Raw genomic sequence first — 21,662 nt, forward strand, 5'->3', positions numbered from 1 at the left:
ATCCATGAAAAAGATACTATTTGTTTTATTAGCTGTATGTGGAATCAGTGCATATGCTCAAAATGATTCAATCACAAAACCTCTTACAGTAAGCGGATATGCAGAAGTGTATTATTTAGCAGATTTTAATAATCCTGAAAACAACAGCCGTCCGGGATTTGTATACAGCCACAATCGAAACAATGAAGTCAATATTAATTTGGCTTTTATTAAAGCGGGTTACAACACAGAAAATTTACGGGCAAACTTGGCTCTCGCGACAGGAACATACATGAACGCCAATTATTCTGCTGAACAGGGCGTTCTAAAAAATATTTATGAAGCCAATGTAGGCCTGAAAATTTCAAAAAAACATAATCTTTGGATTGATGCAGGAATTTTTTCTTCCCATATTGGTTTTGAAAGTGCGATAGGAAAAGATAACTGGACGCTTACCCGAAGTCTTGCTTCAGACAATTCGCCTTATTTCGAAACCGGTGCAAAAATATCTTACACTTCAGAAAGCGGAAAATGGTTTTTCAGCGGTTTGGTGCTCAACGGTTGGCAACGTATTCAGCGGGTTGACGGAAATTCTACTCCGGCGTTTGGACATCAGATTACATTCAAACCCAATGAAAAACTAACGATTAACAGCAGCTCATTCATCGGAAACGATAAACCGGACAGCATTCGACAAAACCGATATTTTCACAATTTATATGCTGTTTATCAGATCAGTAAAAAATTGGGAGTCACTGCGGGAATCGATGTAGGTGCCGAACAGAAAGAAAAAGGAAGTGACAGCTACCATATGTGGTACACTCCGGTTGTTGTGGCAAAATATGCTTTTACAGATCAATTCAGCATCACAGCAAGGGGAGAATATTATCAGGATGAAAGAGGCGTGATCATCTCAACAGGAACAGAAAATGGATTCAAAACTTTCGGATATTCTTTAAATACAGACTACCAGATTTTACCTAATCTTGTATGGCGAACAGAAATCAGGAATTTAAGCAGTAAAGATCCCATATTCATCAACCGGTCAGATATTTTTAAAACAAACAGTTTAACAGCAACTACAGCACTAGCAATTTCATTTTAATTAAAAAAATGGAAGAATCACGAAAATCTGCAGAAGAATTTTTGCATCTCATCAACAAATCCAAACGGGGTAAACTGAAAATTTACATCGGTATGAGCGCTGGTGTAGGGAAAACCTATAGAATGCTGCAGGAAGCTCATGTACTTCTGCAAAATGGGATCGATGTGAAAATTGGTTATGTAGAGACTCATCATCGCAAGGAAACACATGATTTATTGGAAGGCTTGCCGATCATTCCCAGAAGAAAATTATTTTACAAAGGTAAAGAGCTGGAAGAGCTTGATGTTCCGGCTATTATAGTTCTTCGTCCTGAAATTGTGATTGTTGATGAGCTTGCCCATACCAACATTGAAGGCAGTAAAAACAAAAAGCGTTGGCAGGATGTCATGGAGATTCTTGAAGCTGGGATCAATGTCATCAGTGCGGTCAATATCCAACATCTGGAAAGCCTGAATGAAGAAGTGAAATCTGTCACGGGAATTGAAGTAACAGAAAGAATTCCTGATACTATTTTGGCTTCAGCAGATGAGGTTGTAAACATTGACCTTACCGCAGATGAACTTATTTCAAGATTAAAAGAAGGCAAAATCTACGATAAAAGTAAAATACCATCTGCGCTGAATAATTTTTTTAAAACCGAAAATATTCTTCAGCTTCGCAAATTGGCCTTAAAAGAAGTTGCTTCACAAGTCACCCGGAAAGTAGAAACAGAAATTATCACCGGAAAAACTTTAAAAAAAGAAAGGTTTCTTGCGTGTATCAGTTCAAATGAACTGACGGCTAAAAATGTGATCAGAAAAACTGCGAGGCTCGCTAATTATTACAACAGTCAGTGGTTTTTACTGTACGTTCAGATTCCCAAAGAATCTGCAGATAGAATTGCTCTTAATAAGCAAAGACATCTCATCAATAATTTCAGACTGGCAACAGAGCTGGGTGCGGAAATCATTAAAATACAAAGCAAAAATATCGCAATGACAATTGTAGACCAGTGTGAAGAGCGAAAAATCACTACCGTCTGTATCGGCAAACCACATCTTGACATCTGGAAAATTATTCTTGCCACAGATACTTTCAATTCCTTACTTAAAAGACTTTCAAAACAAAATGTAGATTTAGTAATTTTGTCCTAATGAAAATAAAAACTAAACTTAATGCCGGTGTAGGTCTTCTGTTTTTCATGATCATCATCCTTTCAACGTTGGGCGGATGGTTTATTTACCAACTGAAAAAAGATACCCGGAATATTCTGGTTGCCAATTATAATACTTTGCAGTATTCCAGGAATATGCTGTTAGCTTTGGAAGAATTTCAAACCGAACCTTCAGCCATTGAAGAATTTCAGAAAAACCTTAATCTTCAGCACCAGAATATTACAGAAGACGGTGAGAAAGAAGCCACTCAGAATATAGCTTCCCATTTTTCAGATTTAAAAAATAAAAAAGATAGCCTGAATTTACAGTCTGCCATCCGTAAAGATATTGCCGAACTGATGCAGCTGAATATGAATGCTATTCAAATCAAAAGCGGTATTGCCAATACCACCGCTCAAAATGCCATTGCCGTTATATCAATCGTCGGAACGTTGTGTTTTTTGATCGCTTTTATTCTGATGGTTAATCTTCCTTCCAATATTGCAAATCCGATCCGTGAGCTAACCTCCAGTATTCACCAGATTGCAAAACAGAATTATACACAGAGAGTAAAGTTTGAAAGCAATAGTGAATTTGGCGAATTGGCAAGGTCTTTTAATACCATGGCAGAAAAACTTCAGGAATATTCTGAAAGCCGAATTGATAAAATATTAAAAGGAAAAAAAAGAATCGAAACCCTGATCGACAATATGCACGATGCCGTAATTGGAATAGACGAAAATAAAAAAGTTCTTTTTGTAAATGATGAAGCCCTGAAAATTTCTGGTCTGAAAAAAGAAAATTTTGTGGGTAAAATTATTCAGGATGTTGCAGTAAATAATGATCTTGTGCGAGACATGATCAGAGAAATCATAGATCCTGATTTTAAAAAAAACCAAACCGAATCGTTAAAAATATTTGTTGAAGGAAAAGAAAATTTCTTTGAAAAAGAGATTTTGGACATTAATGTTATTCCTACCGGAGAAAAAGAAAGCCGCTTTATTGGTCAGGTGATTATGCTCAGAAATATTACACCCTTTAAAGAGCTTGATGTAGCTAAAACCCATTTTATGGGAACAGTTTCGCATGAATTTAAAACTCCGATTTCATCTATTCAAATGGGTCTGCAACTGCTGGAAAACGAAAGAATAGGAACGTTAAATCCTGAACAGGAAAAATTAGTCTCAGGCATTAAAGAAGATACTCTTAGACTTCTCAGAATAACCGGTGAATTGCTCAATATGACTCAGTTAGAATCCGGAGTTATGCAATTGAATACCAAAACATGCGATGTTAGTTTACTCATTAATGATGTTATTAATGCCAATCAATCATTGGCAGCTCATAAAAAAATAAAGTTAAAATCGTCTGTCGGTTCTGATATAAAAATAATAAATGTTGATATCGAAAAAACCGTTTGGGTGCTTAATAATTTGGTTTCCAATGCAATAAAGTATTCTTACGAAAATTCTGAAGTAGAAATTTTAGTTGAAAAATCAGATGAAAATTTCGTGAGATTTTCGGTTAAAGATCAAGGTCGGGGAATAGAAGAACGGTATCTGAAGGAAATTTTCACAAGATATTTCAGGATTCCGGGCACAAAAATAGAAGGAACTGGTTTAGGTTTAAGCATCAGCAAAGAATTTATTGAAGCACAGGGCGGAAAAATTGCCGTTGAGAGCGAAATAGGGATGGGAAGTGTTTTTAATTTTACACTCAGAATTTAATTCGAATTAAGAATTTGTAACCTGATATTTAAAGCAAACTAACAATTGAATCAAACTTGCAGAATTGTTGCAATTCTTTTGACTAATCTTGTAATGTATTTAGGCGTAAAAAATTATTCAGATAATCAGAAAATTAGATAAAAAAAACATTCATTATCAATACGAATATTGTAACAATGAATGTTTTTATGATGAGGTAAATTATACTTTATAAGTAAAGGCATTGATATTCATCCCGGCGCCAACGGATGCAAAAAGAAGGATGTCACCTTTTGAAAAAGAATGCTCTTCCATTTCACCTTTCATAATCAGATCGTACAATGTTGGGATTGTTGCAACACTGCTGTTCCCAAATTTATGAATAGACATGGGCATAATATCCTGAGGCGGAGTCATATCGTATAAACTGTAGAATCGCTCAACAATGGCTTCATCCATTTTTTCGTTTGCCTGATGAATCAGAATTTTTTTGAGATCTTTAATATCTACACCTGCTTTTGCAAGACAAGATTTCATTGCCAAAGGAACTTTTGTAAGAGCAAATTCGTAAATTTTTCTGCCCTTCATTTTGATGTAGCGGGTTTCCGAGTCTGTATCCTGTTGATAAGAAGTTCCGAAAAACAGATAATTTGCCTCATCATAAGAATAGGTAGCACTCTCATGAGAAAGAATTCCGTCATTATCTTCAGTAGCTTCCACAATGACTGCACCTGCACCATCGGCATAAATCATAGAATCTCTGTCGTATGGATCTGTAACTCTTGATAATGTTTCTGCGCCTATTACCAGACAACGTTTTGCAATACCCGACTTTACGAAAGAACTTGCATGGATCATTGCTTCATTCCACCCTGGGCAGCCAAAAAGCAGGTCATAAGCCACGCAACCGGGATTCTGAATACGGAGTTTACTTTTTACGCGGGTTGCAATACTCGGCACGGTATCAGACTGTATTTTTCCTTTTTCTATGTCTCCGTAGTTATGGGCTACGATAATATAATCGATAGTTTCCCTGTCGATTTCAGCGTCTTTTATGGCATTTTCAGCGGCAAAAAAAGCAAGATCCGAGGTGACGTGCTGAGAATCGGCATATCTACGCTCTTCAATTCCGGTGATATCTCTGAATTTTCCTATGATAGATTCTGGGAATTTGATAGTCAAACCATCTTCATTTAAAAATGTATGATTCGAAAAATCAGCATTTCTCATAACATTTTCTGGAGTATAACTGCCGGATCCTTTAATTCTTATATTCATTATACATGTCTTTCTAATAATCATACCCGCTGAAAGTCTTGTTTTTTTGGAGTAATGTTCAAAATTATGACAATTCCTTGTCTTATTACAAATTTCACAACATTATTCTAAAATTATTTTTGATTCTATGCATAGTATATTTTTAATGTGTTGATATTCAGTTATTTGTTTTATTTTAAATTGTAGTATATTTTATGTCATTTTTTAGTTTGATTAAAATTTTATCAAATGATAATAATTAATATGAGCCATCATTAATAGTAGGATTTGTATGTTTGCATGAATTTTATTTTAAAAAATAAAGCATCAGTTAATTTTTTATACAATCACAACTTTTTTATTAGACGAATATGAGTAAGATGAATGTTTTTTGGTTTAGAAGAGATTTAAGGCTTGAAGATAATACTGCGCTATTTCATGCCCTGAAAAGTGGTCTGAAAGTTTTGCCTGTTTTTATTTTCGATAAAGAAATTCTTAGTCAGCTTACTGATAAAGCCGATAAAAGAGTTGATTACATTCATCAGGCTATTGAAAAAATAAATGAAGAATTAATAAAATACGGCAGCTCTCTGAAAACATTTTATGACAAACCTTTGAATGTATTTGCTGAATTGTCTGAGGAATTTACAATCGATACGGTATTCTGCAACAGAGATTACGAACCGCAGGCAATAAAAAGAGATCAGGATATTTCAGCGTTTCTAGGAAAAAAAGATATTAAGTTCGAAGATTATAAAGATCAGGTCATTTTTGAGAAAGATGAGGTATTAAAAAGTGATCATTCTCCATATACCGTCTACACGCCTTATTCAAAAAAATGGAAAGAAAATTTTAAGATCATACAATTTGAAAAAATTGATGGTGATGTAAAGAATTTTTATTCTTTAAACCCCGGAAAAATACATACTCTGAAAGAAATAGGATTTGAAAAAACTGATTTTAAATTCACTGAACCGATTTTGGAAAGTAAAATAATTAATTCTTATGATCAATATCGTGATTTTCCTGCTTTAGATCATACCACGCATTTAGGAATTGCTCTGCGCTTCGGAACTATTTCTGTCAGAAAATGTGTAAATTTTGCTGTAATACATAACCAGATTTGGCTCAATGAGTTAATTTGGAGAGAATTTTTCATGCAGATCCTTTTTCATTTTCCGTATGTCGTCAACAAATGTTTTAAGCCAAAATATGAAAATATCGAATGGCAAAATGATGAAACACTTTTTAAGCAATGGTGTGAAGGTAAAACAGGCTATCCTATTGTAGATGCAGGTATGAGACAGCTTAATGAAACCGGATTTATGCACAACAGAGTGAGGATGGTTACTGCAAGTTTTCTTACAAAGCACCTGTTGATCGACTGGAGATGGGGTGAAGCTTATTTTGCAGGTAAACTGCTTGATTACGAATTATCTTCCAATAACGGAAACTGGCAATGGGCAGCAGGATGTGGTTGCGATGCTGCGCCGTATTTCAGAATTTTTAATCCGGAAGCGCAAACTCAAAAATTTGATAAAGATCTGAAATATATCCGTCAATGGCTTCCGAAAGATTATAACGAAAAACCGATCGTCGACCATAAAACAGCCCGGGAAAAGGCTCTTGAAACTTACAAAAAAGCATTGTCATAAAAATTTAGTAACGATTTTTAATAACTCATTTACTTAAATTTCATCCGTCCGAATCTTTTTCTAACGATCCTCTGAACTAGAATTGATAATTTGGGTAACTACTCCGTGACCGATTAAGTTGAAGCCTTCATAGAAATCAAAATCTAATCCCAGATAGATTTTTCCGGCAACCTCTTCAGGTTTTAGCAAAGCAATTTCTGCAGTAACAGTATCTCCCGGGAAAACCAAATCACTTTCTGAGAAATTTTGCACACTTGTATATAAATTAAGGTCAAAAGGAAATTTGATATCACTACGATATCCGGAAGAGACAGGAGTTGTTTTTGAACTTTCCGCTTCGGGTAAATAGGTGAGGAGTGCTTTGAAATAGGGTTTTATTTTCATTTTTTGAAATTTAAGTATTCAAACGAATATATCAATCTATTTTTGCAATTCGGATATGTTTTATTTGAAATTTTAAAAGAATACATGTACAAAAAAAGAGAAACCAAACATTTGATTTCTCTTTTTTAGTGAGCGCGTCAGGATTCGAACCTGAGACCGTCTGCTTAGAAGGCAGATGCTCTATCCAGCTGAGCTACGCACCCATTTGTAATTTTTCGAAATTACTAAAACAGTCGGGGCGGCAGGATTCGAACCTGCGACCTCCTGGTCCCAAACCAGGCGCGATGACCGGACTACGCTACGCCCCGAATAATTGTTGCGGAGAGTAAGGGATTCGAACCCTTGGTACCGTTACCAGTACGCATGTTTAGCAAACATGTCCTTTCGGCCTCTCAGGCAACTCTCCTTGATAACGTTTTTTGAATCACTTCTATCCCGTTATTGCGAGTGCAAATATAGAATAGATTTCTTTATTTCGCAAATAATATTCAAGAAAAATTTGCGTATTTTTGAGAGAATAAAAAGACTAAAATTTAAAGCAATGCGTAAAACATTATATATCATCGGCTTAAGTGTTTTCGTTTTTTCGTGTACATCACAGAAAAATGTTAAGAAAAGCACTTACAAACCCAAAACCACAGTTTCACAGTCAAAAACTGCAGTTAATACACAGAATTTAAATAAAAATAAATCTGAAATTGCAACTGAACATGGGGTAGATTTTTTTAGAACAAATATTGCAGACATTACCAAAAATGACAATACGGCAAGTTATGGTTCTATCGTATCTGCAAAACCGGCAGGTTATAAAGTAGTGAAAACTCATTTTCCTGCAATAGGTCAAAATTTCAGACAAAAATATCTTATTTTACATTACACGGTTTTACCGGATGACAAATCTATTGAAGTTCTTACAAAACAATCTGTAAGTGCCCATTATTTGGTGAATAATTTAGGCGATAACGAAATTTATCAATTAGTAGATGAGAACAAACGTTCTTATCATGCAGGTGTAAGTGCTTGGCGCACAGACAAAAACCTTAATGACACATCAATCGGGATTGAAATCGTGAATATGGGTTACAAAGCTGATGCGGCTGGAATGAAAACTTTTGAACCATTCAGTGATGATCAAATCAAAAAAGTTGCAGCCTTGGCAAAAGATATCGTCACAAGATATAATATTCCGGCAACCAATGTTTTGGCGCATTCTGATATTGCACCCACCAGAAAACAAGATCCCGGACCACTTTTCCCTTGGAAGAAACTCTACGACGAATATCAAATCGGGATGTGGTATGATGAGATGACAAAACAAAATTTCCTCACTTTAGCACAAACCGATATTGAAACGAGGTATGATGAACCATCTTTTATCTTTGTTGTTCAGACAGCTTTGCAAAAATTTGGTTACGATTTGTTACCAAACGGAAAATGGGATGATGCAACTAAAAAAACAATTGAAGCGGTACAATATCACTTCAGACCACAAAATTACAATGGTATTTTAGACGCTGAAACCTGGTCAATTTTGCAGGCTTTAAATCAAAAATATCCAACAAAATAAATTCTAAAGCGCATCTTTCAATGGTGCGTTTTTATCATTTAAAAATATAAAATGGAAAATTTCAGACAGGAAAGTGATTTATTGGGCGTTTTGAATGTACCGATCGATGCTTATTACGGAGTGCAGACTCAGAGAGCGATTGACAATTTTAAAATTTCCGGACAGTTTCTTTCGTCTTATCACGAATTTATAAAAGGGCTGGCTTTTGTAAAAAAAGCTGCCGCGAAAACCAATTACGAATTAGGCTTGCTGGATCAGGATTTATACTTCAAAATTTCAGAAACCTGCGATGAATTAATTGGTGGGTTATTCAACAGTGAATTTCCTGTAGATATGATTCAGGGTGGTGCGGGAACTTCAATTAACATGAATGCCAATGAAGTGATAGCCAACAGGGTTTTAGAAAAATTAGGAAAAAATAAAGGCGAATATGAGTTTTGCTCGCCAAACGATCATATCAATCTGTCTCAGTCAACTAATGATGCTTATCCTACAGCTATCAAGATGGGATTGTTGCAGATGAATGAAACTTTGGTTGAAAAACTGAAGAAAATTGTTGAAGCTTTTCGGGCAAAGGGTCAGGAATTTCAGGATGTGATTAAAATGGGACGCACTCAGCTTCAGGATGCCGTGCCGATGACAATGGGGCAGGAGTTTGAAGCATTTGCAGCAACTCTTGAAGAAGATGTTTCTAAACTGAATAACAACGCCAATCTGTTTGTTGAGATTAATATGGGCGCAACAGCTATTGGAACAGGAATTAATGCTCCGATAGGTTATGCACATCTTTGTGCCAAAAATTTAGCTGAAATTACAGGTTATCCAATAGTTTCTGCGCCGAATCTGGTTGAAGCTACACCAGATACGGGATCTTATGTAATCTATTCTTCGGCAATGAAACGTCTTGCTCTGAAATTATCCAAAATATGTAATGATTTGAGGTTGTTATCTTCAGGACCAAGAGCAGGTTTATCAGAAATAAATTTACCACCGATGCAGCCAGGTTCTTCTATTATGCCAGGGAAAGTAAATCCTGTTATTCCGGAGGTGGTGAATCAGGTTTGTTTTAAAGTAATTGGAAATGATCTTACGGTCACTTTCGCGGCAGAAGCAGGACAGCTTCAACTAAATGTAATGGAGCCCGTTCTTTCTCACGCCATCATGGAAAATATTCATTTTCTTTGTAATGCACTCGACACGCTTCGTGAAAAATGCATCGTGGGAATTACCGCCAACAGAGAAATCTGTCTGAATATGGTGAAGCACAGCATCGGAATTGTAACTGCACTGAATCCTTATATTGGCTACAAGCAATCTACACAGATTGCAAAAGAAGCTCTGGTAACAGGGAAAAGTGTATATAATTTGGTGTTAGAAAAAAATCTGCTTTCTCAGGAACAGTTAGATGAAATTCTTGATCCTAAGAATATGCTGAAGCCTCATATAATAAATGCTAATCAATCATCAGTCATTGATTTTAAGTAATTTTTAAACTGTAGAAATAGAATTGAAATTTTTAATCATCATTCCCGCACATAACGAACAGGATAACCTGTCATTTACCTTAGATTCTTTACTTCAACAGAGTTCCAAAGATTTTAAAGCCGTGATCGTGAATGATGGGTCAACAGATGGAACTTCTGAAGTCATCAGAAAATATACTAGTACAGATTCACGTTTTGAAACGATTAATCTTGAAAAATCTGCCCATCAACCGGGATCTAAAATCGTAAGTGCTTTTAAAAATGGTTTGAAAACCCAGAATATTAACGATTTTAATATCATCTGTAAATTTGACGCGGACATTATTTTAAATGAAAATTATCTTTTTGAAATTGAAAAAGCTTTTAGCAATTACCCAGAATATGGATTAGTTGGAGGTCTGTTGTATGTTGAAAAAAATGGCGATTGGGTGTATGAAGGCAATTCAAATAAAAACCATGTTCGTGGCCCAATGAAAGCGTACAGGAAAGAATGTTTTTTGGCAATCGGAGGTTTGAGAGAAACTTTAGGCTGGGATAATATAGATTCTATTCTTCTGGCAAATTTAGGATGGAAAGAAGTTGTTTTACCGGAATTGCATGTGAAATTAATGAAAGTGAAAGGAGCGGATTACACGATAAAACCTGCAGATTACTACGGCAGATATTTTTATTTTTTAGGATTAAACAGATTTCTCACGTATGTGGCAGCTGCCAAAGAAGCGATGAAATTAAAGTCTCCATCTTTTCTATTTCAGATTATCAGTTCGTATGAGAAATGTAAATCTCAAAATCTTGAATTGAAAATTTCGAAGGGGGAACAGAAAGTAATTAATAAACAACGTTGGGATCTGTTTAAAAAGAAATGGTTTAAATTGTAAATTTATTTTAAATTCAATAACAACGGGCTTTAGCCCGTTTTAATAAGCAGATTATCTCATTGGCTTTAGCCAAAACTTAAACATTCAGATTGAAAAAAATAGCTTACATAGAAATCGATACCCACGCAGAAATCGCTCAGGATTTTATAGATTTAATGCACGATTCTAAGGAGTTTTCGGTGGATTATTATTTTTCAGAAAAGATAAAAAATCAGATAAGAGAAAACGGAGAATCGGTTCATCTGTCAGATTCTTCCATGATTTTAGATCAGTTGTCCGCTGAAAATTATGACCTGATCATCATCGGAACAGTTCACCGATATTTTAATACTTTTTTGGCGATATGTGAAAAATACAATACTTCAATTATTGTTCATAATCTCAATTTTTCCAAGATCTCAAAATTTGATTTGATTAAAAATGTTTTTAAAAATGATTTGATTTATCGCTTAAAATTATGGTGGAAAGAAGGTCTTTTTTATAAAAATAAAACTTACGGAAAAGCTGGAAATCATTTAGTTCTTGATCAACAATTGTCTTTTGAGAAGTTTAAGTTTTTGCCGCTTTTTCACACTAAATCTTTTGATAAAATTAAAAACGAAGATTTAACGATAGTAATTCCCGGTGGAGTTTCACAGCACAGGAGAAATTATCATCATGTTTTTGAAACCATTAAAAATTTAAAAACTAAAGAAAATATAACCTTTGTTTTTTTGGGCAAAGCTATCGGTGAAGAACTAAAAAATGTAGAAGGATTATCTCAAAATATCCCGAATAATATAAAAATTATTTATTTTTCAGAAAGAGTTTCTTCTGATATTTTTGATGGATGGATGAATAGAGCAGATGTTTTATGGTGTCCGATTCAGCAGGAAACCGAATTTTTCAGTAACAAAGAAATGTACGGAAAAACCAAAATGACCGGAAATTTGGGTGATGCAATCAAATATGGAAAATTGGCTGTTTTTCCTAAAAATTATTCGTCAGAACTAGAATTTATCATTTCCGAAGATGAAAATATAATTGAGCAATTTCATAATATTAAAAATTCAACATTCGATTTTCAGAAAGATTTCAGCAAAGATAAAATTCTGAAAGATGCAGAATCGCTTCTTCATCGATTAATCTCTACTTAAATTTCAGAACACTTTTAATAAATTTCATATTCAGATATTGTTCTACAGGAAATATTTTGGTGAAGTAGTTTCCTGTGAAAATCAATATCAGAACAACGGCAGGTTTATAAACCAAATTCAAAAATTGATTGTCAAAATTCGGTAAAACAATCGCAACCGTAATCGCTAAAGTACAGATAATCGAAACGAAAATCATCTCAATGCTCAAAGGCGAAACCTTAAACACTACATAATTGAAAATGATTTTAATAGCATTGTAAATCGTCAGCGAAATAGCTGTAGATAAAGCAATTCCTATAAGTTTAAGATCGGTGTTGTTGATGAAATAGAGGTTAAGACTAATCGTTAATCCTGCCAGTAAGAGCATTACCAGGATATTGAAACGATAGTATTTAGAAAGTGAAATGATATTTCCGTTAAAACCTGTAGCTAAATCAACCAAAACCGCAGAACCCCAAATCCAAATAACCGGAGTGTATTCCTGCAGCTGCAGACCATTTTTAGGCATAAAATGCGTTAGAAATGGAAAGCCAACCATAATGCATGAAAATAAAACTGCTCCTAAAAAATAAAGCGTCAACGAAGTTTTTTTATGAAATCTGTCGAGTTCTTCCATGTCACCTTCCGCTAGATTTTTACTGATAATAGGTGCGGAAATATTAAATAAACCAAGTTGTGGGATAGATATTAAAGAAATCAATGCGTATAAAACAGAGTAAATTCCGTTTTCTTCCATTCCTAAAAATTCACCGATCATAAAGCTGTTGATGGCCAAATAATTTCCGAATGTTCCCAGAAAACCAAAAAAACTATAGCTGGAAAATTCTTTCCAAAAGTTGTCTTTTTTGAAATAATCTGTACTTAGATCAAACCTTATTTTCTCTAATCTGTTGGTGTAATAAATATAACCTGAAAGCATCAGACCAAACATTCCGAAGAAAAAAGCATACGCAGTCTGTTGAGATAAAGCAAAGTAAAAAACCAGACAGAAAGCTCCTAGATTGGCAATTTTAGGAAATAAATTATCGAAAATATTAGAGACGACAATTCGCTTATAATTGGAGGTGTATTTATTGAAAAGCGCACAGAATGACAGCAATAAAATCATCGGAAGAATCACTTCTTTTATTTTCCAGGCTTCTGTATTTTTAAAATTTGGAAAAATGTAAGGAAGAATAAAAAAAATAACAGAAAATATGCAGAAATTCACCAATATGGCAACCAGCGAAAGTGACAGCATATTTTGCTTTTTGCCGTCTTTTTCTACTTTGTGAAAAAACTTTACGTTAGAATAAGAAATTCCAAGCACCACAAACGGTACCAGCATTTCAGCAGTCGGTAAAATATATCTCAGTTTTCCGTAAAATTCAAAGTCATTTGGAAAAATGAAAATCGCGGAAACAGTTCCGATTAAAAAACCAATATATCCAATGATGGAATACTTAAATCCCTGTCTTGCAACTACACTCATACAGATTTTTTAATGATTTTTTGGAAGGAAAATAATATTGTTGATGTAGTCGGTTTTGTTTTTTTCGTCTGCTGTGTTTTTAATTAAAATTTCCTTGGTCAGTTTTTCTGTTGTAAATGTTTTTCTGTTTAGATAATTTGCGTTAAAGCCCCAACTTTCCACTTCAGAAATTTCGTTCCAGATCGGTTTTTCATGATGTCTTTGTTCCATTTCAACCATTAGAGTTGGTTTGAATTGCTGTATCGTGTTTTTTCCTCCAAAGAGCGTTTTCATCTCGTTGCCTTCCACATCTATTTTGATGAAATCTATTTTTTGGATATTTTTAGACTTCGTCCAGTCATCCAGTTTTACCACTTCTACGGTTTCAAAATAACTATTATCCTCGTCTTTTTCTTTGTATGAAGTGTTGAGTGTGCCTCTCGAAGCAACCATTTTACCTTTAATAATAGGAACTTTGAATTGGGCGGTCGTATTCTCGTCAGAAAGTGCGACGGAGGAAATGTTCATGGATGGGAAGAGTCTCTTTAATCTGATATTGAGTTTTTTATTGGGCTCAAAAGCGTAAATGTTCTGATGATTCAGTTTGTTTTCAAACTGATAAAGAAAAGTTCCTACATTAGCACCAATGTCAAAAATTACTGCATTATCTGGTAAATACTCTTTAATCCAAACAAGCTCCGGCTCTACATTTCGACCGGAAAAATTTTCCTTCGTTAGATTTTTTAAACTTTTAAAATACCTTTGTTTATAAAAACCTGGACTGATGTACTGTAATTTTTCTGCGAGTTGCTGGTATAAAGACATTTCTTTCTTTTTTTACGACCCACAAAGGTAGGAAAAATGGTATTAAGTTTTTTAAATCCGAAGGTATTGATTGTTAATTCATAATGGAATTACAAAATAAGAAACTAATCAGAAGTATCTAAAAATGGTGCGTTTAGAAAATCATTTAAAGGCTTCATGACCTCGAAAATTTTAGAAATGTTTGTGGTCGCATTTTTATCTAAAATTTCTTCATCTTTTAAATTATAAACAACAATAAAGCTCTTTAGTTTTAAATATTCTCCCATTGGATCTTCCTTTTCAAAACCTTGAGGAATTTTTTTCAGCTTATCTTCTTCACTTAAATCCGGAAAATGTTTTTTGAAGTTTTTGTCATTGATGATGGTAAGAAATTCTTCGCCATATAAAGAAATTTCTTTGCGTACTTGTTTTAACGTTGCAGATTCGGGCATATAGATTCCGCCGGCAATAAAAGATTTTCCGGGTTCCAGATGAAAATAATATCCTCCTTTCTGGCTGCCTTTTCCCATTCCCAAAGAGGCACCGATATTAGTTTTGTAAGGAATTTTCAATTTAGAAAAACGGGTGTCCCGGTAAATTCTAAACATTGATTTTTTGGCATCAATTTTCAACAGATTTTCATCAAACTGTCCCATCTTTAAAATAAGCTCTTCAAGGAAATTCAATACATTTGATTGTGCTTCGGTGTAAAGATTTTTATTGTCGTTAAACCAGTCTCTATTGTTGTTTCTTTCAAGTTGGGTAAGAAAATCGAAGGTTTTCTGAGAAATTACTGCAGACATATTTTTAATTTATTCAAATTTAAAAAAATCCGGTCATTCCTCAATTTTATATTTCATTTAATGATTTACATCAAATGTTTAAAAATTCAGATAAATTCACAAAACAGAAGATGTTTGAGAATTCCATAAATTTTAAATAATATTTATGCATTTTTTTTAATTAAATTTAAAAATAACTGGGTTTTGATAGAACGAATTTATTAATTCGTTAATATTATATAGTTCGGAATCCAAATATTTATTATATCTTTGCAAAAATTTTATATTAATTAATGAATTTATTTACGGAGACCAATTTAAGTCCTGATATCCTTAAGGCCATTGGCGAACTGGGTTACGAAAGCCCGACAGAAATCCAAAAACAGACTATCCCTTTTATTCAATCAGATACACGCGATCTAATCGCACTTGCGCAGACAGGGACAGGCAAAACAGCAGCGTTTTCGCTTCCGATTTTGGACATGATTGACGATACGAGTCGCAAAATCCAATTTTTGGTGCTTTGCCCGACGCGAGAACTATGTCTACAGATTTCAAAAGACATTAACAACTATTCGAAGTACATGAGAAACATCAAAACTACAGCAGTTTATGGTGGAAGCAGTATTACGGATCAAATGCGTTCTTTGAGAGATAAACCACAGATTATCGTGGGTACTCCGGGAAGGGTGATCGACTTGATCAACAGAAAAGCTCTTGATTTCTCTGAAATCCAGTGGTTGGTTTTAGATGAAGCAGATGAGATGTTATCTATGGGTTTCAAAGACGAATTGGAAACAATTTTGAAGGAAACTCCTGAAACAAAACAAACTTACTTATTCTCGGCAACGATGAGTAAAGAGGTTGAAAGAATTTCTAAAAGTTACCTTACACAGCCTCACCGTATTTCTGTGGGTTCTATTAACGAAGTTAAGAAGAACATCAAGCATGAATTTTACGTTGTAGGTTACCGTAACAAAAAAGAAGCTCTGAAAAGACTAATTGATGCAAACCCGAATCAGTATTCTATTATTTTCTGCAGAACAAGAATGGAAACTCAGGAGGTTGCAGACTTTTTAATGCAAAACGGTTATGCTGCTGATGCTCTTCATGGTGATCTTTCTCAAGCGCAGAGAGATACGGTAATGAAGAAATTCAGATTGAAGAACATCGATATTTTGGTAGCAACTGATGTTGCGGCAAGAGGATTGGATGTTGATTCGTTAACGCACGTGGTACATTTCTCTTTACCGGATGATCCTGAAGTTTTTGTACACAGAAGCGGAAGAACAGGTAGAGCAGGAAAAGACGGTATTTCAATGTCTTTGATTAAGCCTGAAGAAAGCAGAAAGCTTAAGCAGATAAAATCTACAACGAAAATTGATATCGTTGAAAAGAAAATTCCTACGGGTGACGAAGTGATTTCGGCTCAGGTAAAAGGCGTTTTTGAAAAATTAATGACAGAACATGAGAATATTTTTGATTTTGATCAAAGTCTTGTTCCTGATTTAAGTAATTTCACCAAAGAAGAACTGGTAGTACAGTTGTTACAATTTCAATTAAAAGACCTTGCTTTGTATTACAAAGACAAACAGGATCTTGCAGATCAGAAGTTCAGCAGCAGAGATGATGACAGAGGCGGAAGAGACAGAGACAGCAGAGGTGGAAGAGATCGCGACAGAGGAAGAGACCGTGACAGAGGAGATCGTAACGAACGTAGCGACAGAGGAGGTGAAAGAAGAGGAGATCGTGGCGGTAAGCCGAGACAGAGAGACGAAAATATGACTAGATTTTTCTTCAATCTTGGTAAAAAAGACCAGTTGAAAAAACTAGATGTATTGGAAATCATCAACAAAGCTACATCAAGCAAAGGAAATAAAAGAGCTGAGATTGGAAATATAGAAATTCTTGAGAAATTCTCATTCTTTGAAGTTGAGAAATCTTTTAGCAATGAGCTTATAGGTAATCTTCAATCGATGAAATTTAAAGGAAAAGAAATGAGAGCTGAAGAAGCGAACTAATCTTAGACTTAAAATATATGATAAGCCGGCAGTTTTGTCGGCTTTTTTGTTTAAAAAATGTAGGATATTGAAACGCAATTTATTCTTAAATTATTGATTTTAAACCGAGTAGAAAAGGTTTTTTCATTGTGGTTTTTTATGTGAACAAATATCATCCCAATATTAACAAAAATTAATGCTGGAAGCTTTTTGTTAAGGTGGTTTTTTAGGAAATTTGCACACGAATAAATTAAATACAATTTACAAATGGCAATTGGTAATATTTTCCACGCATTTCAGCCAAAAGATAAAATTTTCTTTGTGCTTTTCGAAAAAGTAACAGAGAATTTAGTTGCGATGTCTAATGATTTTAACAACGGAGTAAAAGATTTTGATCTGAACGACGATACAATGTTGAAACTGATGAGCGACTACGAGCACAAAAATGATGAGCTTACTCACGAGATCTTTATCGAATTGGGGAAAAACTTTATCACACCATTCGATCGTGAAGATATTCACCATTTGGCAACCGGCTTAGATGATATTGCAGATTATATTTACGCTTCTACAAAATATATTTTCTTGTACAAATCTCCGATGATGAAGGCTTACGCAGACTTCTCATTATTGATTCACAAGGCTTGTCTTGAAATTCAGAATGCCATGAAAAACCTTAAAGGTTTCAAAAACATGGAATTGGTAAAAGAAGCTTGTATTAAAGTAAATTCTATCGAAAATATTGCTGATGATCTTCTTTCAAACTCTATGGTAGAGCTTTTTGAAACTAATGATGCCATCAACATCATCAAAATATCATCTGTTTTAAATTATCTTGAAGTCGTAACCGACAAAGCAGAAGATGTTGCCAATACGATTGAGAATATCATGATTAAATACGCTTAAAAAACAATACATAACAAAAAATGGATTTTCCTATTTTACTTACGGTTATTATTGCTTTGGCTTTAATCTTCGATTATATCAATGGTTTTCATGACGCTGCCAATTCTATTGCGACCATCGTATCGACAAAAGTTTTGACTCCTTTTCAGGCCGTGCTTTGGGCAGCTGTCTGGAACTTTGCAGCATTCTTTATTGCCGCATATATTATTGGCGAGTTTAAAATCGGTAACACGATTGCCAAAACAGTCAATGAGAATTTTATTACTCTTGAAGTGATCTTCTCAGGATTAATTGCAGCAATTGCCTGGAACCTTTTAACATGGTGGTTCGGAATTCCTTCATCATCATCTCACACACTAATCGGTGGTTTCTTAGGAGCAGCATTAATGCACGCTTTCCTGATGGATTATCGTGAGGTGGTTGCCGCCACTCCGGATTTAGGAATATTTGAAACTTTCAAACAGACTATTTCTAAGGTTGCAAGTCAGGATGTTGTGAAATTCAGCAAAGTAATTCCTATTTTCTTATTTATTTTCCTTGCGCCTATTATCGGGATGATCACTTCGATTATCATTACTTTAATCATTGTGTATCTGTACAAAAATTCAAATCCTCATAAGGCAGATAAATCTTTCAAAAAATTACAGTTGGCATCTTCGGCTTTGTTTAGTTTAGGACACGGTTTGAATGACGCTCAGAAAGTAATGGGAATTATCGGAGCTGCATTGATTTATTATCACGTCAATATGCTTCAGGATCCTGTCTATTTAAATATTGAATCTGCTGAACGTTTTAATTATTTTGCAGAACATTATATGTGGGTTCCGTTGGTTTCTTTCGTTGCAATAGCATTGGGAACTATGAGTGGTGGTTGGAAGATCATCAAAACAATGGGAACTAAAATCACAAAAGTAACACCATTAGAAGGAGTAAGTGCCGAAACTGCTGGTGCGATTACGCTTTTCATTACCGATCACTTTGGTATTCCGGTTTCTACAACACACACCATTACGGGTTCTATCATCGGAGTTGGATTGACGAAAAGAGTTTCTGCAGTACGTTGGGGAATTACCGTAAGCTTGCTTTGGGCTTGGGTATTAACGATTCCTATCTCGGCGATTGTTGCCGGATTGACTTATCTTGTGGTGACTTATTTAACTTAATTAAAATAATAAATCATATTACTAAACTTTGTCTCACCAGACAAAGTTTTTTGTTTTACAACCCCTCAGAAAATCGTATTTTTGTTCAAATTAAATTTTTTATGGAATTCTTAGACACCTACCAACAGATTGTTGCTGATGCCATTACTAAATATACGTTCAAAGACAAGCCTACAGAATTGTATGATCCGATGAATTACATCATCTCGCACGGAGGAAAGCGTCTTCGTCCGATTATGGTGCTCATGGCTTGTGATTTGTTCGGTGGTGACATGAAACAGGCGATAAAGCCCGCTTTGGCGATTGAGTTCTTCCATAATTTTACACTCATTCATGATGATATTATGGATGAAGCACCTTTGAGAAGAAATAAGCCTACAATTCATACCTTACACGGTATCAACGTCGGGATTCTTTCCGGAGACGGATTAATGTTGAAAGCCTACAAGTTTTTTGAAGATCTTGAACCTGAAATTTTCAAAGCATGTATCAGAATTTTCACGCATACGGGTTTGCTTTTATGCGAAGGTCAGCAATATGACATCAATTTTGAAACTCAGGAAAATGTAACTTTTGATGATTACATCAGAATGATTACGTATAAAACAGGAGTTCTGAGTGCATCTTCTTTTGAAATTGGAGCATTGATTGCCAGAGCACAATTTAAAGATGCAAAAGCGATCTTCAATTTCGGAAAGCACATTGGCATTGCCTTCCAGATTATGGATGATTATTTGGATGTTTTCGGAGATCAGGCTCAGTTTGGTAAAAAACATGCAGGTGATATTTATGAAAATAAAAAAACCGTTCTGTATCTTTTAGCTAAAGAACATGGTACAGAAGAAGAGAAAAAAGAATTGGACTACTGGTATTCTAAAAAAACAGATAACATTGATAAAGTATATGGTGTTGAAAAGATTTTCAGAAGAACAAAAGTCGATGAGAAAGCCTTACGTTTGATTGAAAAACATAATGAGATCGGACAAAGCTATCTTGCCAAAATAGATATACCGGAAGAAAAGAAAAAGCCATTTGCAGAATTGGCAAACTACCTTTTGAGAAGAGAAAGCTAATGTGCTGATTTGAGAATTTGAAAATCATTATTGATTCAATTTTTCATTTTCAAATTCTCAAATTGACTTATCCTTTAATATTGGAAAACAACGATTAGTAAACGGTTTTTTAATTAAAACTCCTTCGACGAACTAATGATAAAATCTCGAATACTAACCGCAATATTTAAAAATTGTCAGGCTGAGCCTGTCGAAGCCTTTATTAGTAAAAAAGATAAGTCAATCGACTTATTCAAATTAACGAAATGAAATTCCGGACTGAAGTAAACATCACAGAATCTGATAAAAAGATTGAGATTGAAGATAAAATATTTTCAATAGGATCTTGTTTTGCTTCAGAAATGTCGGAGTTATTTCAGCAAGCTCAGTTGCAGACGGTGAATAATCCGTTTGGAACATTATTTAATCCTTTTTCAATTAATAATTCAATTAAAAGGCTTCATGATTCTGAATTTTATCACGAAGAAGAGCTGATTGTTTTTGATGATGAATACATTTCGCTGGATCATCATTCGAGTTTCGACACCAGGTTTATTCATCAGACTTTAGAAAAAATCAATCTTAAAATTGTTGAAGGAAATCAATTTCTTCAGGATTCCAATTGGGTAATCATAACGTACGGAACTTCATTTATTTATGAATTTCAACCCCAGAAAAAACTGGTTGCTAATTGTCATAAGATACCACAGAAGTTTTTTAAAAAAAGGCTTTTAACTCATCAGGAACTTACAGATTCTATTTATGATACTATTTTAAATTTAAAAGACATTGGTAAAGAAGATGTTCAAATTTTGTTTACCGTTTCTCCGGTTCGTCACACAAAAGACGGAATGATTGAAAATCAGTTGAGCAAATCAAAATTGATTACAGCCATTCATGAAGTGATTTCAGAGATAGAAAACTGTCATTATCTACCGGTTTATGAGATTTTAATGGATGATCTTCGCGATTACCGATTCTACAAAGAAGATATGATTCACCCGAATTCCCAGACTGTGAACTATATTTTTGAAAAATTCGGAGATGCCTTTTTTTCGAGTGAAACTAAAGATTTTATAAAAGAAAATTTTAAAATTCATAAAGCATTGGAACATAAATCTGATGACGAGAAAGATCCGAAATATCTGGAATTCAGAGAAAAACTAAATCACAGAATTAAAAGTCAGCAGAATAAAACCAAACATAAAATATTCTGATTTC

General features: G+C 34.4%; 18 protein-coding genes and 3 tRNA genes. 13 read left to right on the forward strand and 8 right to left on the reverse strand.

Annotation, left to right across the window (positions count from 1 at the left end):
* Positions 1-4: 4 nt before the first annotated feature.
* The 3 genes from ACZZ9T_RS09005 to ACZZ9T_RS09015 are packed head-to-tail and all read left to right on the forward strand — an operon-like array spanning position 5 to position 3,944.
* Entirely contained in the window at positions 5-1,084 is a 1,080-nt protein-coding gene (locus ACZZ9T_RS09005; protein ID WP_463441804.1) for a porin, read from the forward strand.
* An 8-nt stretch (positions 1,085-1,092) separates the two neighbouring features.
* Entirely contained in the window at positions 1,093-2,217 is a 1,125-nt protein-coding gene (locus ACZZ9T_RS09010) for a sensor protein KdpD (RefSeq protein ID WP_463441805.1), read from the forward strand.
* Positions 2,217-3,944, forward strand: coding sequence for a sensor histidine kinase (locus tag ACZZ9T_RS09015; RefSeq protein WP_463441806.1), 1,728 nt, complete (start codon positions 2,217-2,219; stop codon positions 3,942-3,944). The genes ACZZ9T_RS09010 and ACZZ9T_RS09015 overlap by 1 nt, the downstream gene beginning before the upstream one ends.
* Before the next feature lie 201 nt (positions 3,945-4,145).
* On the opposite strand, the gene ACZZ9T_RS09020 is transcribed toward ACZZ9T_RS09015, so the two are convergent.
* The gene (locus tag ACZZ9T_RS09020) at positions 4,146-5,201 is read right to left on the reverse strand and encodes a 3-oxoacyl-ACP synthase III family protein (RefSeq protein ID WP_463431434.1); all 1,056 of its coding nucleotides are present in this window, start codon (positions 5,199-5,201) and stop codon (positions 4,146-4,148) included.
* A gap of 359 nt (positions 5,202-5,560) precedes the next feature.
* On the opposite strand from ACZZ9T_RS09020, the gene ACZZ9T_RS09025 reads away from it, so the two are divergent.
* The gene (locus ACZZ9T_RS09025; RefSeq protein WP_463441807.1) at positions 5,561-6,835 is read left to right on the forward strand and encodes a cryptochrome/photolyase family protein; all 1,275 of its coding nucleotides are present in this window, start codon (positions 5,561-5,563) and stop codon (positions 6,833-6,835) included.
* A gap of 60 nt (positions 6,836-6,895) precedes the next feature.
* On the opposite strand, the gene ACZZ9T_RS09030 is transcribed toward ACZZ9T_RS09025, so the two are convergent.
* The 4 genes from ACZZ9T_RS09030 to ACZZ9T_RS09045 form a co-directional block, all read right to left on the reverse strand.
* Complete coding sequence (locus tag ACZZ9T_RS09030; RefSeq protein ID WP_463441808.1) at positions 6,896-7,219, reverse strand: hypothetical protein; 324 nt, start codon at positions 7,217-7,219, stop codon at positions 6,896-6,898.
* A gap of 129 nt (positions 7,220-7,348) precedes the next feature.
* A tRNA-Arg gene (locus ACZZ9T_RS09035) sits at positions 7,349-7,422 on the reverse strand.
* Positions 7,423-7,452: 30 nt separating this feature from the next.
* Positions 7,453-7,527 (reverse strand) — tRNA-Pro (locus ACZZ9T_RS09040).
* An 11-nt stretch (positions 7,528-7,538) separates the two neighbouring features.
* Positions 7,539-7,625: transfer RNA gene (locus tag ACZZ9T_RS09045), tRNA-Ser, on the reverse strand.
* Between the two features lie 135 nt (positions 7,626-7,760).
* On the opposite strand from ACZZ9T_RS09045, the gene ACZZ9T_RS09050 reads away from it, so the two are divergent.
* The 4 genes from ACZZ9T_RS09050 (at position 7,761) to ACZZ9T_RS09065 (ending at position 12,284) form a co-directional block, all read left to right on the forward strand.
* On the forward strand, positions 7,761-8,786 hold the full coding sequence (locus ACZZ9T_RS09050; RefSeq protein WP_463441809.1) for an N-acetylmuramoyl-L-alanine amidase: 1,026 nt from the start codon (positions 7,761-7,763) through the stop codon (positions 8,784-8,786).
* Between the two features lie 51 nt (positions 8,787-8,837).
* Positions 8,838-10,271 carry an aspartate ammonia-lyase gene (aspA, locus tag ACZZ9T_RS09055; RefSeq protein WP_463441810.1) on the forward strand — a complete coding sequence of 478 codons (1,434 nt, stop codon included), beginning with the start codon at positions 8,838-8,840 and terminating at the stop codon, positions 10,269-10,271.
* A gap of 22 nt (positions 10,272-10,293) precedes the next feature.
* The gene (locus tag ACZZ9T_RS09060) at positions 10,294-11,148 is read left to right on the forward strand and encodes a glycosyltransferase family 2 protein (RefSeq protein WP_463441811.1); all 855 of its coding nucleotides are present in this window, start codon (positions 10,294-10,296) and stop codon (positions 11,146-11,148) included.
* An 89-nt stretch (positions 11,149-11,237) separates the two neighbouring features.
* The gene (locus tag ACZZ9T_RS09065) at positions 11,238-12,284 is read left to right on the forward strand and encodes a hypothetical protein (RefSeq protein ID WP_463441812.1); all 1,047 of its coding nucleotides are present in this window, start codon (positions 11,238-11,240) and stop codon (positions 12,282-12,284) included.
* Here ACZZ9T_RS09065 and ACZZ9T_RS09070 read toward each other — a convergent pair.
* The 3 genes from ACZZ9T_RS09070 to ACZZ9T_RS09080 all read right to left on the reverse strand — a co-directional run bounded on the left by ACZZ9T_RS09070 (position 12,277) and on the right by ACZZ9T_RS09080 (position 15,341).
* Entirely contained in the window at positions 12,277-13,755 is a 1,479-nt protein-coding gene (locus ACZZ9T_RS09070; protein WP_463441813.1) for a lipopolysaccharide biosynthesis protein, read from the reverse strand. The two genes, ACZZ9T_RS09065 and ACZZ9T_RS09070, sit on opposite strands and share 8 nt — an antisense overlap.
* Positions 13,756-13,764: 9 nt before the next feature.
* Entirely contained in the window at positions 13,765-14,559 is a 795-nt protein-coding gene (locus tag ACZZ9T_RS09075; protein WP_463441814.1) for an FkbM family methyltransferase, read from the reverse strand.
* A gap of 104 nt (positions 14,560-14,663) precedes the next feature.
* A complete protein-coding gene (locus tag ACZZ9T_RS09080; protein WP_463441815.1) occupies positions 14,664-15,341 on the reverse strand; it encodes a DUF2461 domain-containing protein in 678 nt (225 codons plus the stop codon).
* A gap of 272 nt (positions 15,342-15,613) precedes the next feature.
* Between ACZZ9T_RS09080 and ACZZ9T_RS09085 the strand changes: the two genes are divergently transcribed.
* The 5 genes from ACZZ9T_RS09085 (at position 15,614) to ACZZ9T_RS09105 (ending at position 21,658) form a co-directional block, all read left to right on the forward strand.
* A complete protein-coding gene (locus ACZZ9T_RS09085) occupies positions 15,614-17,341 on the forward strand; it encodes a DEAD/DEAH box helicase (protein WP_463431444.1) in 1,728 nt (575 codons plus the stop codon).
* Between the two features lie 246 nt (positions 17,342-17,587).
* On the forward strand, positions 17,588-18,226 hold the full coding sequence (locus ACZZ9T_RS09090) for a DUF47 domain-containing protein (RefSeq protein WP_463431445.1): 639 nt from the start codon (positions 17,588-17,590) through the stop codon (positions 18,224-18,226).
* A gap of 20 nt (positions 18,227-18,246) precedes the next feature.
* Positions 18,247-19,389 (forward strand): anion permease, encoded by a 1,143-nt coding sequence (locus ACZZ9T_RS09095; protein WP_463431446.1) that lies wholly within the window; start codon positions 18,247-18,249, stop codon positions 19,387-19,389.
* Positions 19,390-19,490: 101 nt separating this feature from the next.
* A complete protein-coding gene (locus tag ACZZ9T_RS09100) occupies positions 19,491-20,462 on the forward strand; it encodes a polyprenyl synthetase family protein (RefSeq protein ID WP_463431447.1) in 972 nt (323 codons plus the stop codon).
* A gap of 245 nt (positions 20,463-20,707) precedes the next feature.
* Positions 20,708-21,658, forward strand: a complete 951-nt coding sequence (locus tag ACZZ9T_RS09105; RefSeq protein WP_463441816.1) for a GSCFA domain-containing protein — start codon at positions 20,708-20,710, stop codon at positions 21,656-21,658.
* The last annotated feature ends 4 nt before the right edge of the window (positions 21,659-21,662 follow it).

The sequence above is a fragment of the Chryseobacterium sp. AC417 genome (assembly GCF_979258215.1).

Coding starts and splice junctions, on each gene's coding strand:
- ACZZ9T_RS09005 (WP_463441804.1), top strand. CDS start 5: ATGAAAAAGATACTATTTGTTTTATTAGCTGTATGTGGAATCAGTGCA.
- ACZZ9T_RS09010 (WP_463441805.1), top strand. CDS start 1,093: ATGGAAGAATCACGAAAATCTGCAGAAGAATTTTTGCATCTCATCAAC.
- ACZZ9T_RS09015 (WP_463441806.1), top strand. CDS start 2,217: ATGAAAATAAAAACTAAACTTAATGCCGGTGTAGGTCTTCTGTTTTTC.
- ACZZ9T_RS09020 (WP_463431434.1), bottom strand. CDS start 5,201: ATGAATATAAGAATTAAAGGATCCGGCAGTTATACTCCAGAAAATGTT.
- ACZZ9T_RS09025 (WP_463441807.1), top strand. CDS start 5,561: ATGAATGTTTTTTGGTTTAGAAGAGATTTAAGGCTTGAAGATAATACT.
- ACZZ9T_RS09030 (WP_463441808.1), bottom strand. CDS start 7,219: ATGAAAATAAAACCCTATTTCAAAGCACTCCTCACCTATTTACCCGAA.
- ACZZ9T_RS09050 (WP_463441809.1), top strand. CDS start 7,761: ATGCGTAAAACATTATATATCATCGGCTTAAGTGTTTTCGTTTTTTCG.
- aspA (WP_463441810.1), top strand. CDS start 8,838: ATGGAAAATTTCAGACAGGAAAGTGATTTATTGGGCGTTTTGAATGTA.
- ACZZ9T_RS09070 (WP_463441813.1), bottom strand. CDS start 13,755: ATGAGTGTAGTTGCAAGACAGGGATTTAAGTATTCCATCATTGGATAT.
- ACZZ9T_RS09075 (WP_463441814.1), bottom strand. CDS start 14,559: ATGTCTTTATACCAGCAACTCGCAGAAAAATTACAGTACATCAGTCCA.
- ACZZ9T_RS09080 (WP_463441815.1), bottom strand. CDS start 15,341: ATGTCTGCAGTAATTTCTCAGAAAACCTTCGATTTTCTTACCCAACTT.
- ACZZ9T_RS09085 (WP_463431444.1), top strand. CDS start 15,614: ATGAATTTATTTACGGAGACCAATTTAAGTCCTGATATCCTTAAGGCC.
- ACZZ9T_RS09090 (WP_463431445.1), top strand. CDS start 17,588: ATGGCAATTGGTAATATTTTCCACGCATTTCAGCCAAAAGATAAAATT.
- ACZZ9T_RS09095 (WP_463431446.1), top strand. CDS start 18,247: ATGGATTTTCCTATTTTACTTACGGTTATTATTGCTTTGGCTTTAATC.
- ACZZ9T_RS09100 (WP_463431447.1), top strand. CDS start 19,491: ATGGAATTCTTAGACACCTACCAACAGATTGTTGCTGATGCCATTACT.
- ACZZ9T_RS09105 (WP_463441816.1), top strand. CDS start 20,708: ATGAAATTCCGGACTGAAGTAAACATCACAGAATCTGATAAAAAGATT.